Annotated in this window: 11 protein-coding genes; 3 read left to right on the top strand and 8 right to left on the bottom strand. The window is 37.8% G+C overall.

What is annotated here, in order from left to right; translation table 11 throughout:
• Nucleotides 1–624: 624 nt before the first annotated feature.
• The 6 genes from asnS to lpdA form a co-directional block, all read right to left on the bottom strand.
• On the bottom strand, nt 625–2,073 hold the full coding sequence (asnS, locus tag ACIQXP_RS00130) for an asparagine--tRNA ligase (RefSeq protein ID WP_293743096.1): 1,449 nt from the start codon (nt 2,071–2,073) through the stop codon (nt 625–627).
• 821 nt (nt 2,074–2,894) lie between these two features.
• Nucleotides 2,895–3,422 (bottom strand): ferritin, encoded by a 528-nt coding sequence (locus ACIQXP_RS00125; protein WP_387504492.1) that lies wholly within the window; start codon nt 3,420–3,422, stop codon nt 2,895–2,897.
• 954 nt (nt 3,423–4,376) lie between these two features.
• Nucleotides 4,377–4,736, bottom strand: coding sequence for a hypothetical protein (locus ACIQXP_RS00120; protein ID WP_090985352.1), 360 nt, complete (start codon nt 4,734–4,736; stop codon nt 4,377–4,379).
• Between the two features lie 309 nt (nt 4,737–5,045).
• Entirely contained in the window at nt 5,046–5,603 is a 558-nt protein-coding gene (locus ACIQXP_RS00115; protein ID WP_387504493.1) for a GNAT family N-acetyltransferase, read from the bottom strand.
• Entirely contained in the window at nt 5,600–6,442 is an 843-nt protein-coding gene (locus tag ACIQXP_RS00110) for an MBL fold metallo-hydrolase (RefSeq protein WP_387504494.1), read from the bottom strand. Before ACIQXP_RS00110 ends, ACIQXP_RS00115 begins: the two co-directional genes overlap by 4 nt.
• A gap of 212 nt (nt 6,443–6,654) precedes the next feature.
• A complete protein-coding gene (lpdA, locus tag ACIQXP_RS00105) occupies nt 6,655–8,043 on the bottom strand; it encodes a dihydrolipoyl dehydrogenase (RefSeq protein WP_090985358.1) in 1,389 nt (462 codons plus the stop codon).
• A 692-nt stretch (nt 8,044–8,735) separates the two neighbouring features.
• Between lpdA and ACIQXP_RS00100 the strand changes: the two genes are divergently transcribed.
• Nucleotides 8,736–12,056, top strand: a complete 3,321-nt coding sequence (locus ACIQXP_RS00100; protein WP_387504495.1) for a TonB-dependent receptor — start codon at nt 8,736–8,738, stop codon at nt 12,054–12,056.
• 509 nt (nt 12,057–12,565) lie between these two features.
• The gene (locus ACIQXP_RS00095) at nt 12,566–13,780 is read left to right on the top strand and encodes a M12 family metallopeptidase (RefSeq protein ID WP_387504496.1); all 1,215 of its coding nucleotides are present in this window, start codon (nt 12,566–12,568) and stop codon (nt 13,778–13,780) included.
• 488 nt (nt 13,781–14,268) lie between these two features.
• Here the strand turns inward: ACIQXP_RS00095 and ACIQXP_RS00090 are convergent, their stop codons facing one another.
• Together ACIQXP_RS00090 and ACIQXP_RS00085 are read right to left on the bottom strand one after the other, a co-directional pair.
• Nucleotides 14,269–14,664: a c-type cytochrome gene (locus ACIQXP_RS00090; RefSeq protein ID WP_387504497.1), complete on the bottom strand. Its 396-nt coding sequence runs from the start codon at nt 14,662–14,664 to the stop codon at nt 14,269–14,271.
• A 358-nt stretch (nt 14,665–15,022) separates the two neighbouring features.
• A complete protein-coding gene (locus ACIQXP_RS00085) occupies nt 15,023–16,204 on the bottom strand; it encodes an AIR synthase-related protein (protein ID WP_387504498.1) in 1,182 nt (393 codons plus the stop codon).
• 361 nt (nt 16,205–16,565) lie between these two features.
• Between ACIQXP_RS00085 and ACIQXP_RS00080 the strand changes: the two genes are divergently transcribed.
• The gene (locus ACIQXP_RS00080) at nt 16,566–16,694 is read left to right on the top strand and encodes a hypothetical protein (RefSeq protein ID WP_387504499.1); all 129 of its coding nucleotides are present in this window, start codon (nt 16,566–16,568) and stop codon (nt 16,692–16,694) included.
• Nucleotides 16,695–16,899: the final 205 nt, after the last annotated feature.

Below are 16,899 nucleotides of genomic sequence, written 5' to 3'. Positions count from 1 at the left end.
AATATAGCGTCAGTTTTTGGAAAGCACGGGTAGCAGTACTTAGGATTGTTCAGTCCTGCTTTTTGCTACAAGCCTCACTCGTTCCTCGCTTCGGGCTTTTCGCGTCAATCAGGTTTAGGTGGCCAAAACAGGGAAAGAATCAATGTTAAAATCACCAAACGTTCCTACGGAACGAAAACGCCAATTTTACAATTGGCTACCGATGAATCGTCCCGCTGGGACGGTCAGGAGATAAATTTTCCAAAGGCAATATTGTTTAGATATACTTAAATTTTGTCGATCTGAGCTACCAAGGCCGTTCAAAGCATCAGCGATATCCTTTGGGTATACATAAATGTTGTCGGGTTGAGTATAATCGAAATCTTTCAAAGGTTAAAAACAATATCATTCACCTGTTACTCCCTTTCGGATGCTAAAGATCGGCGTTATCTCTCCGCTTTAGAAGTTTCTTTTAGAGCACGGCGATAGAGAAGGTTTCAGTTGGCGATATTTAACAAAAAAAAGGTTTCAAATTATTAAAATTTGAAACCTTGAGTAGGGCTATTTGTTCTTCCCTAAACCCTAAACCCTAAACCCTAAACCCTAAACCCTAAACCCTAAACCCTAAACCCTAAACCCTAAACCCTAAAACTCCGCGTTTTTCGGGAATCTTGGGAAAGCGATTACATCGCGGATGTTGGTCATTCCGGTTACGAACAATACCAAACGTTCAAAGCCTAAACCGAAACCTGCGTGTGGTGCGGACCCGAAACGACGGGTATCTAAGTACCACCACAATTCATCCTGCGGAATATTTAAAGCTTCCATGCGTTGCGTTAAGCGATCTAAACGCTCTTCACGTTGCGATCCGCCGATCATTTCGCCAATGCCCGGGAATAAGATATCCATGGCGGCAACCGTTTGTCTTCCTTCGACATCCGGCTCGTTCTGGCGCATGTAGAACGATTTGATATCTGCAGGATAATCGGTTAAGATTACCGGTTTTTTAAAGTGTTTTTCTACCAGGTAACGTTCGTGCTCGCTTTGTAAATCAGCTCCCCACTCATCAATCAGGTATTTAAACTGTTTTTTCTGGTTTGGCTTGGAAGATTTTAAAATTCTGATGGCTTCTGTATAGGTTAAACGTTCAAAATCATTTGCCAGGCAGAAATCAAGTTTTTCTAATAAACCCAATTCACTGCGCTCGTTTTGTGGTTTTTGTTTATCTTCTTCAGCTAAGCGGTTATTTAAAAATTCTAACTCCTCTTTGCAGTGATCCAAAGCATATTTTATGACATACTTCATCATGTCTTCTGCAAGCTGCATATTGTCTTCCAGGTCGGCAAAAGCAAATTCGGGCTCAATCATCCAGAATTCGGCCAAATGGCGTGTGGTATTTGAGTTTTCGGCCCTGAATGTTGGCCCGAAAGTATAAATTTTACCGAAAGCCATGGCTGCCAATTCACCTTCTAACTGACCCGATACGGTTAAGTTGGTGGCGCGGGCAAAGAAATCCAGCGAGAAATCTACTTTACCATCTTCAGTACGGGGCGGGTTATCGAAATCGAGAGTGGTTACTTTAAACATTTCGCCTGCGCCTTCGGCATCACTGGCTGTAATTACCGGCGTGTGCATATACACAAAGCCACGTTCGTTGTAAAACTGGTGGATGGCAAAAGCCAAAGCATGGCGCACCTTAAAAACGGCATTAAAGGTGTTGGTGCGGAAACGCAGGTGTGCAATTTCACGTAAAAACTCTAAACTGTGTTTTTTAGGCTGTAAAGGAAATTTTTCAGGATCGCTATCGCCAAGGATTTCTACATTGGTGGCTTTAATCTCTACGGTTTGACCTTTACCAAGCGATTCGATCAATTTGCCTGTTGCAGAAATGGCTGCGCCGGTTGTGATTCTTTTCAAGAGCTCATCAGGTAGATTATTAAAATCGATCACTACCTGGATATTGCCCATGCAAGATCCGTCATTTAAAGCAATAAACTGATTATTACGGAAAGTTCTTACCCATCCCATAACCGTTACTTCTGTGTCAAATGCTGTCGAATTTAATAAATCTTTAATTTGCTGTCTCTTAATCATACTGTTATTTGTGAAAGGGGCAAATTTAGAAAAAAAACTGGTATCGGTTATCGGTTTGCGATTTTCGGTTTGCAGTTTTTTTAAAAGTGATTTGATACCTGCCTTAAATGTTTTTTTTCTGGTAGCTTTTGAATATTGTGATATGATCTGGTGACTTCATCGGTTTTTGATGAGATGGCTTCATAAACTTTGTAAGTTATTGTTCTTTTTGACTTTATTTCCTAAATAATTTATTATTATGGAGTGTTTAAATTTAATTATCCGATTAATTTCTATTTTTTATTGTTAAAATATTGTTTGTATGTGTTAATATTTAGTTGATATTCCATTTTTATACGTTTTTCTAAGTGTAAATCTCTTTTTTTTAAGTTTTTTTGGATTATTTTAAACTTTTTTAATAAAAACACTTGTTATTTTGATGAGATTTAGTACTTTTGTAATGCTCGTTAATTATTATTATATATTTGGTTTAAAAAAAGCGCTGGCAACGGCGCTTTTTTTATAAAAACTTCAAGACTTATTCATAATCAACATAAACCAAACAACCTAAAACCAAGAAAGCTCCGGAAAACCGGGGCTTTTCTTTTTTATTAGATTATCATCCCGGCGGAAATAGGTGAAATGGAGGGTTCTCAAGGAAAAGTCGTCATTGCGAGAAGGCTTTTTCAGCCGACGAAGTAATCTTATAACTATAGATTTTAGCGATCGTTGTAAGATTGCTTTCCTGAACTTTCGGGACAATGACGATCCTTCACAGGGATTCTAAGTGAAAAAAAAGCTACCCTTTTCAGGATAGCTTTTCAATATATGTTTTGTTGTTGTTATTCTTCTGAGTAAGAAATTTTGTTAACGTGTTTATCAATTTCCCATCTTCCGGTACCTTCTTCGCCAATTACTTCGAACAACTCTAAAGCTCTGCGTGCTTTGTATTCTTCTTCGCGTTGTTCTTTCAGGAACCAGTTCAAAAATTCCATGGTTACGAAATCCTGTTCCTTATGGCATTTTGCTGCAATATTTTTGAAACTTTGGGTGATGGCAATTTCTGCCTCCAAAGCATCTTCAAAAACTTCTCTGAAACTGGCGAAGTCTGTTTTAATTCCGCTCACTTCAGGAGAGATGGCGTTTCCACCCATATCCAATACATATTTGAATAATTTAAGCTGGTGTACTCTTTCTTCTTCAGATTGCTTTAGAAAATAATCTGCTGAATAATCGAAGCCATTTTGATCGCACCAGGATGACATGGATAAATATAATGATGAAGAGTGAGCCTCTTTTTTAATTTGCTGGTTTAATAATGTTTCGATATCCTGAGATATTAAACATTTGATACGCATTAGATCTTTCATATTTCTGTACTTTAATAACAATACAAATGTAAACTGAATTTGTTCTGGATTCTAATTTATTTGCAATATGAAATTAGTCTAAATTGCTGATAATTAATTATTTGTAATCAGTTTAAATAAGCAGGGTGGATGATGTAAGATATAAAATGGAGGATGAAAAATTGAAGGATAATGGCAAACGGATAGGAGTTGAGAATCAGCGGGATAATGATTGGTTTTCAGTTGGCAGTTTTCAGTTCGCAGTTTGCAATTTTCAGTTGACAGTTTCCAATTGATGGTTTTCAATTTCCCATGCAATGTCATCTGAGTTGATCTCAGAATTTTTTTAGATAGATATTGAAACAAGTTCTATATGACGTATTGAGTTGATTTGTGGCTCTAGTTTCGAGTTTTCAATTTTCAATAGCAATTTTTGGTTAGCAGTTTTCAGTTCCATAGGCAATCGTCATCCTGATGGATAATTTATTGTATAAAAATCGATATAAATGACGTAACTGATTTTTTATGCCAAACAGCTTAGTCTTGCCTCGACTTACCGCCGCCGAAGGGTTTTTAATTTTGACATCGAAAAGTAACAAAACCGAGGCATTGCCGAGCTCATTAATACAGATAAAAAACAGTAGACAGCCATTAATAAAATGCCGGCTGAAAATTTATTCATTTGTTGTTATATTTTTCAGCTGCATTCATGAGGGCTACGCCGTTTTCTTTCAAAGCCAGTAGCTAGGCCTGGTCAGTGGAACCCGAAAAATTTGTTAGGCCGGATTTAAGTAGAACGTAGATTCAGTGGTATGGCCTTGCGGGATGGAAATGCATAGTTCCATAAGTCGATCATTAATAAATGATTTTGAAATAACGTCAGTGGTAGTTTATCTCAGGATCTTTTTAGATAGATATTGAGACAAGTTTACTATGACGTATTGAGTTGCCAATGGCCAATGAACCAACAATAAACTAGTAAACCAATCTGTAAAGGCAGTCGCTAATGATATGGTTAAGCTTAAACATGGTAAATGTGCCTTGCAGTAAATCTTTTAATGCAATGATTTCGAGGGCACTTAATAAATAGATATGTTCGCAGCCGTTAAAGGTAACCAATTCGAAATCTGCTTTTTGAGTATTTAAAAGGAGTGCTTCAACATCAATCTGTTCTACAACAGCTTTTAATTTTTGAAGCGTAAGGCAATTATAGCGTGCAAACTTCCCCCCAAAATCTACATAAAAGCAGTTTAACTTATCTGACTGATAAATTGAACCGTGGGTATTTGAGAATACGTTAACGAGTTGGTTAATATCTATACACGCTTTTTCCATCGGCTACAAAAATTGGCATTATTTAGATTAAATACAAATAAATTGTGAAAAAAAGTTTGGCGTTTGGCGGATGGCGTTTAGGGTGTGGTGGGAAGGAAGGAAGGAAGGATACAAGGAGATGCTGATCGAACCATTGTTATTGATAATTTAATGTCGCCATTTCTTCCGCGGTTTTAATATTTGAGAAATTCGTCATGATAAGCAGGTTTTTCAGCCTGAGAAACAACTTTATTACGATCGCTAGTCGCTTACACTTAAAAATTGCTTCGTTGTCCGAAAACGGCGATTTCTGATGTAATTTACCTTTTGCTATTTAACGTTAAATACCATATGGTGGTAGCTGCCGCCCATAAACTCCTTTTCATTTTGGATTTTAAAGCCCATTTGCTGGTAGAGCTTCAAGGCCCGCGCATTATTTTGCTCAACTAATAAGCCAATTTTCTGATGCCCCGATTGTTTTCCCCAGGCAAGGCCTGCCTTAATTAATTGTTTGCCTATACCTTTGCCCTGGGCACTGGCATTTACACTGATACTGTCGAGATAAAACTCTCCGCTTTGTGTCTCTGTATCCAGGTGATCATCCGTAATATCAGGCTGACCCAGATAAGTTAAAAATGGCTTTCTGAGTTCAAGCAGCTTTGCTCCGTCATAAGCAGTTAATGAGCCGAGTACTTTGTCAGCTTCTTCAAAAACCAAGGTGTTTTCGTAGCTGTACTGATTGCCTGATTGTTGAAAAAAATATTCAAAGATGCGGTTAATGGTGTTCTGATCTTGAGTTTGGGTTAGCTTTGGCGCAAGCTCAGCCATGGCTTGAAGTAACAGCGGTACAACTTGCGTTGCATCTTCTGGTTTGGCGCGCCTGATCATGAAATCTCACTTAGCTTAAAGGTTTCTGACACACGTATTCCTTTTTCGGTACGTTTTAAAGTGCAGCACTCGTTAATGGGATCGTGCTCCAGGAATAGGATATAATTGTTTTCTACCGCTTCTTCCAAAAACGCCTGCTTTTCTGTTAAGGTTTTTAAAGGAAACATGTCGTAGGCCATTACATAAGGCAGGGGCAGGTGACCTACTGAAGGTAACAAATCAGCCATATATACAATGGTTTTGCCATTGTAGCTTATTTTTGGCAACATCATGGCATCGGTATGGCCGTAAGCGAAAGTGATATTGATATCTTTCTGCCATGCTATATTCTCTTGTTCGGCCACAAAATTTAGCTGTCCGCTTTCCTGTATCGGTAAGATGTTTTCCTTTAAAAATGAGGCTTTTTCCCTTGCGTTGGGTTCAACTGCCCATTTCCAGTGCTTTTCGTTGCTCCAATATCTGGCATTTTTAAAAGCTGGTATCAATTTTTCACCTGCTCTTATAATTGCCCCGCCAACATGGTCAAAGTGAAGGTGGGTAAGGAAAACATCGGTAATATCTGTTGTTCCGAAACCCAACTGTGCCAGTGATTTTTCAAGGGAATCGTTTCCATGCAGGTAATAATGGCTAAAAAATTTCTCATCCTGTTTATTTCCGATCCCGGTATCAACTAAAATCAGTTGATTGCCTTCTTCTATCAGTAAGCAGCGCATGGCCCAGGTGCAAAGATTGTTTGCATCAGCAGGATTGGTTTTTTGCCAGATGGCTTTAGGTACAACTCCGAACATGGCGCCACCATCTAATTTAAATAAACCGGTATTTATGGTATGGAGATTCATTTAGGGTTTAGGGTTTAGGGTTTAGGGTTTAGGGTTTAGGGTTTAGGGTTTAGGGTTTAGGGTTTAGGGTTTAGGGTTTAGGGTTTAGGGTTTACGAAAAATGGACTATAAAAATACAAAAACCCTTTAGGATTAACTAAAGGGTTTTTAGGATATACCGGTTTTACTTAGGTTTTTGGCACCTTACGCCTTTTACCTTTAAACCTTCTACCTTATAAGTGGATCACTTCTCCGTAGGCATCAGCTGCAGCTTCCATAATGGCTTCGCTCATGGTTGGGTGAGGGTGAACAGATTTGATCATTTCGTGTCCGGTAGTTTCCAGTTTACGTGCTACCACAATTTCGGCAATCATTTCGGTAACGTTGGCGCCGATCATGTGCGCGCCTAATAACTCTCCGTATTTGGCATCGAAAATCAATTTGATAAAACCATCTTTGGCACCTGCAGCACTAGCCTTACCCGATGCCGAGAAAGGGAATTTACCGATTTTTAATTCATAACCTGCGGCTTTAGCTGCCTTTTCGGTATATCCTACTGAAGCAATTTCAGGTGTGCAATAGGTACATCCAGGGATATTGTTGTAATCTAACGGTTCCACATGCTGACCCGCAATTTTCTCTACGCAGATAATACCTTCTGCAGAAGCTACGTGTGCTAAAGCTTGTCCGCCAACTACGTCACCTATGGCGTAATAACCTTTAACCGAAGTATTGTAGAACTCATCGGTAACGATTTTGCCTTTTTCGGTTTTGATACCTACTTCTTCTAAGCCGATGTTTTCGATATTGGCTACAATACCAGCTGCTGAAAGCACGATATCAGCTTCGATGGTTTGCATGCCTGAAGCTGTTTTAACCGAAACTTTGCATCCTGCGCCGCTGGTATCAACAGATTCCACACTTGCAGAGGTCATTACATCGATACCGGTTTTCTTTAAGCTACGTAGCAATTGTTTTGAAACGTCTTCGTCTTCCACAGGAACCACGTTTTCCATAAACTCCACAATGGTTACTTTAGTTCCCATGGTAGCATAGAAATAAGCAAACTCTACACCGATGGCGCCAGAACCTACTACTACCATACTTTTTGGTAATTCAGGGAGTACCATGGCCTGGCGGTACCCGATAATTTTTTTGCCGTCCTGTTTCAGGTTAGGCAATTCTCTTGAACGGGCACCCGTTGCAATGATGATATTTTTTGCACTCAGTTCTTTTTGAGAACCGTCAGCACCTCTAACTTCTAATTTGTTTCCTGGTTTTACTTTACCAGTTCCCATAATCACGTCAATTTTATTTTTTTTCATTAAAAATTGAACGCCTTTACTCATGCCATCGGCCACACCACGGCTGCGTTTTACCACAGCAGCAAAATCTGCGGTAGCACCTGCAGTAGTAATTCCGTAATCAGCAGCATGATTAATATATTCGAAAACCTGAGCACTTTTCAAAAGCGCTTTAGTAGGGATACAGCCCCAGTTTAAACAAATACCACCTAATGATTCACGCTCAACAATGGCTACTTTTAGTCCCAATTGAGAAGCTCTGATTGCAGCTACATAACCACCAGGGCCGCTGCCTAAAACAATAACGTCGTAATTCATCTGTTTTTTCTATTTTGTTATTTATCCTTCAGACGGGAGTTTGCCGGAATATAATGGATATTAATTTGGCCTGCGCTTCCGATCCGTTTAAAGATATTTGTTTCTTAATGTTCAGTTTTTATAACGTGCATAGTGAAGAGGTCTGTTTCAATCTTGATAATCGGGCTTTAAACTTTTACATTACCAAAAATTGAATGAGGCTACTCCGTTAACCATCGTCCAAAACTAAAAAAAAAATGTCAATTGACTAAGCCAATATTCAGATATCAGTTAAAATTTACAATGGTTGAATATGGTTAACCTCATTCTCTTTGGAAACGAAAGACATAATCGCCCTGATTTACAAAATTATATTTGGGTAGCTGAATAAAAAGTTAAATAACAGCCATGTTATTGCTTAAAAAATAATTGTTGATATGTATTATTAGAAAAATACCAACGTTAATTTAATTTTTGTGTCGAAATATTAAGCAACTATTGGTTTTGTTGTTAAAAATTTAGTTTTCCAATCAATGTATTGATAAACTGAAAGTTGTAATTGATGTCATATATGTTAAATGTTGAAAAATTATGACCGACTTAATAATTATTTAACATTGAATGTTAAAATCTGTTAAATTTTATTAGGACATTTGCAGCTACAAAATCCCTTTTGATTATCATTAACAACAAAAAAAATTAAAAATCAAAGTATGAAGAAATCTTTACTTTTAAGATTAGTACTGGTTATTGTTGCATTTGTAGGTATTGCTTTTGGTGCAAACGCACAGGTGACTACATCATCAATGACCGGAACAATTAAGGATGCCAAGGGCATCCTACCAGGTGCAACGGTTAAGGCAATACACACACCTTCCGGAACAACCTATACTGTTTCGACGAGCAATGATGGTCGCTTTGCAATAAACAATATGCGAGTAGGTGGCCCTTATTCTGTAGAAATTACTTACATAGGGTTCAAACCTGGTAAAGTTTCAGATATTTTCCTGAAATTGGGCGAGAACTTTACGCTGGACTATAAACTGGATGACTCAGGTAACACCTTAGCTGAAGTTAGTGTTCAAGGTACAAAAAAAGTAAATGCTCAGAAAACAGGTGCCAGTACGAATATTTCTAGTCGTGAGTTAGCATCATTACCGACAATTTCAAGAAGTATTTCTGATTTTACGAGATTAACTCCTCAAGCTGGTTCTGGTTTAGCAAGTAATAGTTTCGGTGGACGCGATGCCCGTTATAATAATATCCAGGTTGATGGTGCAAACCTAAACAACAACTTTGGCTTAAACACTGATCCACTTCCAGGTGGGGGATCTCAGCCAATTTCTTTGGATTCATATGATCAGATTTCGGTGAATATCGCTCCATATGATGTTCGTCAAGCTGGTTTTACCGGAGCTAACATTAGTGCGGTAACAAAAAGCGGTACAAATTCCTTTCATGGCAGTGCTTACGGTCTATACAGAGATCAAAGTTTTTTAGGTAAAAATGTTAAAGGTACTGATATCAGTTCTCAAATAGTGGCTTCTAAATCAAAAACTTATGGTTTTACTTTGGGTGGTCCGATTGTAAAGAACAAGTTGTTTTTCTTTGTAAACGCTGAAAAAGAAGAAAATTTAGCACCGGGTATTGCATTTTATCCAACCAACGGTTCTGGCTCAGGTACGGTTTCTTCTACAACTGTTGCTGATTTGAAAACTGTTTCTGACTATCTAAAATCTAAATTTGGTTATGAAACTGGCAGCTATCAAGATTTTCCTGCTTTTGCAAGAGATAACCATAAAATCTTAGCTAAAGTTGACTGGAACATTAACAACAGTAATAAACTGACATTAAAGTTTAGTGATTTTAGAGGTACTGATGATCAGCAACTAAACTCTACCAGTATCCCGAATGGTGGCGGTTTCAAAGTTACAGGTCAGTCTAGTACCATTTCAAGAGCTCCTAATAACAGATTTGGTCCAAAATCTTTTTCATATGCCAACTCTAACTATGGCTTCTTAAATACTACCAGAAGCGGAACTTTAGAATTAAATAGTAGATTGAATAATAAATGGTCTAATCAGTTATTGTTAGCATTTACCAAAAACAAAGCTACTCGTGGATATCCTGGTGAAATTTTTCCAACTATTGATATCTATGATGGAGCGACAGGTAGTAATATCATAACTGCTGGTATGGATCCTTATACACTAAATAACGATGTTGTTAATGATGTGTATAACTTTACTGATAACATTACTTATAATGCAGGTAGACATAATTTTACCGCAGGTTTAACTTATGAATATCAAAAAGTTGGTAACATGTTTATGGCACCGGCTAATAGTTACTATGTATTTAATTCTATCAATGATTTAATCACAGATAAGGCGCCTGTTTATTTTGCATATACTTATTCACTTATACCTAACACACCAGCGGTTTATTCTGCCCAACTTAAAATTGGACAAGCTGGAGCATATATCCAAGATGAATATAATGCAAGCGATAATGTGAAATTTACTTTTGGTTTGCGTGCGGATATGCCGATTTATCACGAAGATCCGTTAAATAATCCAGCAACATCTAAGCTGAATTTTTATGCTGATGACAATACAACATTAAGAAGTTATAGTACAGCTAAATGGGCAAAAAGTAGCGTCATGTTATCGCCAAGAGTAGGCTTCAGGGCAACTTCTAACGATAAATCTTTGGTATTTAGAGGTGGAATGGGAGTTTTTACCGGGAAAATTCCGTTTGTATTCTTAACTAATATTCCTACCAACACAGGTATGTATCAGTTTGGTGGTGCGATCAATAACAATACAGCTGCAGGTGTCGCGCAGTTAGCCAATATCAAATTAAATGCTAACCCTAATGCTTATGCTAATCTATTTCCAACTACTGCCGGAACATCATCTCCAGCTAACGTTGTTTTCATGGATGAGAACTTTAAGTTTCCGAAAGTTTTTAGAGTTAATTTAGGTATTGATAAAAATATTGGTGATGGTTACATGTTAACTTTCGATGGATTATATACTAAAGATATCAATGCGGTTAAGATGCGTAACGCAAACTTGGCAAATCCAAATGGGGTTGTTTTAGAAGGCGATTTAACTCGTCCTCGCATTATTGGTTCTAATCGATTAAACAGTGCAATAACTTCAGCAATCGTTCTTGAAAATTCAGCCAGAGGTTACGCTACTTCATTAACAGCCCAAATCAGTAAATCTTATTCAAATGGATTTTCTGGTTCTGCAGCGTATACTTACTCTATGGCTAAAGAAATCACTGCCAATCCTGGTAGCCAGGCTTCTTCTGTTTGGAATACAAATCCTAACGTAGCAACGTCTAACTTTCAAGAGTTAGGAAATTCCGCATATGCTATTCCTCATCGTGTTGTAGCTAACTTATCTTATCGTAAGGAATATCTTAAGCATTTAGCAACAACGTTATCTATCTTTTACGAAGGATCTAACCAAGGTGTTTATAGCTTTGTTGTAAATGGTGATATTAATGGCGATTCGAACAGTTCATCTGATTTAATGTATATACCAAGACCTGGTGAAACCATTTTTCAACAATACACTGTTGGAAGTGGTACTTCAGCAAAAACATTTACTGTTGCACAACAAGAGGCAGCTTTAAATCAGTTTATAGAAAGCTCTCCATATTTACGCAAAAACAGAGGTAAATTTGCGGAAAGAAATGCTGCCTTATTGCCATGGTTTCATAGAGTTGATGTTAGGTTTTTACAAGATATCTTCATCAACACTGGTAAATCAGGCAAACAAACACTTCAGTTTAGTGCTGATATTATCAACGCTGCCAATTTGGTTAATAAAAACTGGGGAACCTATCAACGTTCTGTGCTAAACAATCCGTTGGTTTCTCAAGGTGTTAACGCCACTACTAATAGGCCAACATATAGAATGGCCAATATCAGTAATGAATTGGTAACTGATGCATTTCAAGATTTAGTAACTCCGACTAGTACTTACAGTATCCAATTAGGATTACGATATACTTTTTAATCAAAAAGCAAGTTAAGAGAAAGCCCCAATCAAACGATTGGGGTTTTTGCGTAAAATTCGTCCGGATTAGATGGCTAGAAATCTGAAATATACTTTGTTAAGTTCGTGCATCTACTTATCATCTACAATTTAATAGCGCATAGGACCTAAACCAGAAGCTCACAAGAACTTACAGTATCATTATAATAGTGGTCTGAAAGAATATCGCAAAGGGTTATCTACTAAATGATAGTTTTAAGTAGTATTGCGTGTAATAATAATTATCTCATTTAATATAACTATTTCTTAATAGTAAATCTGTATTTTTAGAATGGAAAACAAAAAAATGATGAAATGCACGCTCTCTCTGAAATATTCTTTTCACTGATTAGATTGTCATCTGCTTTAAGCAGTTTTTCTCTCCTGATCTAATTGAATTCCATAACCAACTTTCGTGCTTTTCAAGAAGAACTTTACTGTTTTACCGTTTAACATCAATTAATATGAATTAATTTTTAAAACAATTAAACATGAAAAAAATCTATTACGCCCTTGCAGCGCTCGTTATTTTGATCAGCTCTTGTAAAAAAGAAACTTCCGTGCAGCAGGAAAAATCTCAAAACACTCGGGGAAAAGTTATTACCTATCATTTGAAGAATGGTGGACAGGTCACAGTTCAAATTAACAGCAGAGGAGAATATGTTGTTGGAGGAGATGTAATTTTATCCAAAGACCAAATTGCTTATTTAGAATTTAATAAGGTTGGTAATAATAAGGTTGCAACAACAGAAAGCACATTTACAGCTGATTTTCAAAAACTGTGGCCAGGTGGTATTGTTTACTATGTCATCAATGATGCCACACATAGTTCAGATATTTTAAATGCGATGAGCGATTGGGAGGCTAGCACGCCAATACATTTTGTACAGCGCACAAACCAAGCTAATTATGTGAATTTTCAAGGAGCTCCACCCAATGGAGGAGGAGATTCACAATTAGGTATGGTGGGTGGACAGCAACTTATTAGATTATCCACTGGTGCAGATAAATCTACGGTTATTCATGAAATTGGTCATGCCGTGGGATTAATGCATGAACAAACCAGAACTGATCGAGATCAATATATTAACATTGATTTCAATAACATTAATAATGATTGGATAGATCAATACAAAACCTATGATGTACTTGGAAAGTCTGGATCTCAGATAGGAACATTTGATTATAATTCCGTAATGTTATATCCTTCGAGTGTGTCTGAAGCTAGAGTCGGCTCAAATACAGCGCCACAAATGACCAGAAAAGATGGCTCTACGTGGGGTTACAATAGTTTTCTTTCACAAGGAGATATAGAAGGGGTTAATGCTTTATATAAGCTTATATATTGTAAGGTAAGCACCTCCCGAGGTGAGATTTATCAAATGGACGATTGGAATGAATCTTATGATGATATTGTAAATATTGAATTTTTTAGTGACTCATCGTTAAGCACCCCCTTACCTTTACCGAGAAATGTTATTATCCGAGTTTCTTATGTTAAAGTAAGTTATCCGATCTCCGAACAAGCAGTTACCAATTATATGTATTATGATGTTGAAATTCCTCAAGGATATAATAGCTATAGTGCTGGTATGGAAAACCGTATACACTATAATGGAAATATGGGAATACAGGCCGGAAGTTACACCATGGGTTTAACCTCTATTGGCATTATGAATGCCTTTAGCTCCGTATCTTACCATTAAATATTTGTAACTGATACTGAGATTAACGACATCCAAATTGTCCCAGCTGAAAGGTTGGGGCTTTTTTTATAAACCTAAAACCATTTCCGCCTGAATGCGATTTTATAGTTAGCCTATTTATTCAAAACTAATTTATAAACGATGAGAGGTTTAAAACAAGCCCATAACCATGCCACCATTAAAGCATGAGCGGAAGAACATAGTGGTGTACCTGCTATAGTTTCAGATCCAGCTAAAAAAAGTGAGGGAGGTGTTTAAAGGATACATTTTCCTAAACATAGCGATAGAAAATCTGATTTAGAAGAAACAGATTGGGATACTTTCTTCAAAACTTTTGATGAACATAAGCTCGATTTTCTTTATCAGGAAAAGAAAGCTGATGGAGAAGAAAGTACCTTTCATAAATTTGTGGCAAGATTAAAAAGCAAGAAGCCTGATTTTTGATCAGGCTTCTTGCTTTTAATAGTATTTTTTTATTGACCATATTTTTATTTCGCTGGTTCAGTTTTACCATTATGGCAGGTGATACAGGCGATTTTTGCAATAGTGTTGCCTTCTTTCATGGCCTCGTGAAAATATTTCTTATTGATCTTAGCGGTCATGCGCATCATCTCCCGGGCAGTTTCCTTTTCAGGTTTTTCATCACTGGCAAAATCAAGCTTTCTGGGATTGTCTTTCATCGGCGCGTGGCAATGGCTGCATCGCACGCCTAAGGCAAGCTTAAAATCGTCCATTACTTTATCCAGTTCTTCCTTGCTGATATCTTTGGGCAATACCTTTAAATTCTTTGCTTTTGGTTCCGGTTCGGGTTTAGGCATAAAAGCGCTCAGGCTCAATATAAAGCAAGCCATTAGGCCTATTACGATGGTCTTTTTATAATTCATGTTCTGTTGATTGGTAGAACTAATATAAATCTTTTTATGATACAGATATGACTTTTGCAGATTGTAATAGATTTATTGCATTATTGATGTTTCAGCGATCGTCATCCGACTATTCTTAGACCCGCTCAGGTGGGAACCACGGTTGCTCAGCAAAGCTAATCATAATGATTTGATCGACTCAAAGGCAACGACTTCCAATCGACTTTCCAACGCTTCAATATCCCGAATATATAACAATTGAATTAAGTTGGGGACAACGCATAAATCGACCGAAATGGAGTATTCAGACCAGGGATGAGAACCAAAAAAAAAGCCCTAAACGATGTGTTCAGGGCTATAGTTGATGGAATAATTTAGTTTAATTGTAAACAAATGTTCCTTTTTCGCTCTCAATGGTTACCTGCTTTTGGTTACCTTTTTCTACACGGCCAATAATTCTGGCATCGATATTAAAACTTTTTGAAATTTCGATCAGGTTATCTGCAATTTCCTGTGGAACATAAAGTTCCATTCTGTGTCCCATATTAAACACTTTGTACATTTCTTTCCAATCGGTGCCTGATTGTTCCTGGATCAGCTTAAACAGCGGGGGAACAGGGAATAAATTGTCTTTTATAACATGGATATCGTCATTGATAAAGTGAAGCACTTTGGTTTGGGCACCACCACTGCAATGTACAATACCATTAATCTGATTGCGGTGTTTCTCTAAAATCTGCTTAATCACGGGCGCATAGGTACGGGTAGGCGAAAGTACCAGTTTGCCAACGGTTATTTTACCATGGCCTTCAATTTCAATTTCATCGGTTAATTTTTTGCCTCCTGAGAAAACCAGGTCAAATGGCACTGCCGGATCGAAACTTTCAGGGTAGGTATTGGCGATTGATTTTTCAAAAACATCATGACGGGCAGAAGTTAAGCCATTTGAACCCATACCGCCATTGTATTCGGTTTCGTAAGTCGCTTGCCCCGAAGAGGCTAATGCCACAATGACATCGCCAGGTTTAATGTTATCGTTGCTGATGATGTCTTCACGCTTTAAGCGACAGGTTACGGTAGAATCGACAATAATGGTACGAACCAAATCGCCCACATCGGCTGTTTCACCACCTGTTGAGTAAATGGTAATGCCCTGTTCACGTAAATCGGACAGAATTTCTTCCGTACCGTTAATTACGGCGGCAATTACCTCACCGGGAATGAGGTTTTTATTACGCCCGATGGTTGATGACAAGAGGATGTTATCGGTAGCACCTACGCAGATCAGGTCATCAATGTTCATGATAATGGCATCCTGTGCAATTCCTTTCCAGACCGAAATATCGCCGGTTTCTTTCCAGTACACATAAGCTAACGATGATTTGGTACCTGCGCCATCAGCATGCATGATGTTGCAGTATGCCTCATCACCACCTAAAATATCGGGAATGATTTTGCAGAATGCTTTTGGGAAAATTCCTTTATCGATGTTTTTGATGGCATTGTGCACATCTTCTTTTGAGGCAGAAACGCCACGTTGATTGTACCTGTTATCACTCATGTTGCCGCAAAGATAGTTGTTTAAGGTGGAAGGTAAAAGGGGAGAAGATAGAAAGTCTGAAGTCGGGAGTCAGAAGTCCGGAGTCGATACATCCAATATCGGTATGGAGTAGGGGTTTTTACTTGCACGGCTTTTCTTATTAGTATAATTGAAAAGTTTTGGAAGTGAAAGGTAGGTTTTCATAGGAGCCAGCAGCCCCGCTTTTCCTCCTGCCGTTTTAATTTATTGGATAGAAAATAATTATTGGATAAAACGGCATCCGTACATCCGGTACCTATCGGATCGGGCTTATGATACTAAGTTTGGTTCGTTGTTGCTGGCTTTTTCTTTGCACCGCCTTATGTTAAATAAACCTGATTGAATGGATGCTGTTAAGGATGAATTTGAGTCGTTGAAAGATTCTACAGCAGGAAGGAAAGCAGGACTATCTGAACCGATGAGCAGGGGTATTGCTTTCCAAAAAAATGCCTTTTGTAATTATACGTTTTAGATCCTGAAACAAGTTCAGGATGACGAGACGAGGGAGGATGCTAATTTTTAGCATTTCCTAAATCTTTAACCGCGTTCAGGATTTAATGACATATAAGTTAATGGATATATGTATAGCGATCGTCGTAAGATTGCTTCATCGTCCCTCTTCGCAATGACGGATTTATGAAAACAAAAAAAGGCGTAGAGTAAACCCTACGCCTTAA

Origin of the sequence: Pedobacter suwonensis, assembly GCF_044762335.1 — a bacterium.
In the GTDB taxonomy this organism is placed as follows: domain Bacteria; phylum Bacteroidota; class Bacteroidia; order Sphingobacteriales; family Sphingobacteriaceae; genus Pedobacter.
The sequence above is the reverse complement of the archived record's forward strand: the minus strand, read 5'-3'. Positions and strand labels throughout refer to the sequence as shown.

Bases quoted from the DNA above. Each gene is read 5' to 3' on its own strand.
- asnS (WP_293743096.1), bottom strand. From the start codon at position 2,073: ATGATTAAGAGACAGCAAATTAAAGATTTATTAAATTCGACAGCATTT.
- ACIQXP_RS00125 (WP_387504492.1), bottom strand. From the start codon at position 3,422: ATGAAAGATCTAATGCGTATCAAATGTTTAATATCTCAGGATATCGAA.
- ACIQXP_RS00120 (WP_090985352.1), bottom strand. From the start codon at position 4,736: ATGGAAAAAGCGTGTATAGATATTAACCAACTCGTTAACGTATTCTCA.
- ACIQXP_RS00115 (WP_387504493.1), bottom strand. From the start codon at position 5,603: ATGATCAGGCGCGCCAAACCAGAAGATGCAACGCAAGTTGTACCGCTG.
- ACIQXP_RS00110 (WP_387504494.1), bottom strand. From the start codon at position 6,442: ATGAATCTCCATACCATAAATACCGGTTTATTTAAATTAGATGGTGGC.
- lpdA (WP_090985358.1), bottom strand. From the start codon at position 8,043: ATGAATTACGACGTTATTGTTTTAGGCAGCGGCCCTGGTGGTTATGTA.
- ACIQXP_RS00100 (WP_387504495.1), top strand. From the start codon at position 8,736: ATGAAGAAATCTTTACTTTTAAGATTAGTACTGGTTATTGTTGCATTT.
- ACIQXP_RS00095 (WP_387504496.1), top strand. From the start codon at position 12,566: ATGAAAAAAATCTATTACGCCCTTGCAGCGCTCGTTATTTTGATCAGC.
- ACIQXP_RS00090 (WP_387504497.1), bottom strand. From the start codon at position 14,664: ATGAATTATAAAAAGACCATCGTAATAGGCCTAATGGCTTGCTTTATA.
- ACIQXP_RS00085 (WP_387504498.1), bottom strand. From the start codon at position 16,204: ATGAGTGATAACAGGTACAATCAACGTGGCGTTTCTGCCTCAAAAGAA.
- ACIQXP_RS00080 (WP_387504499.1), top strand. From the start codon at position 16,566: ATGGATGCTGTTAAGGATGAATTTGAGTCGTTGAAAGATTCTACAGCA.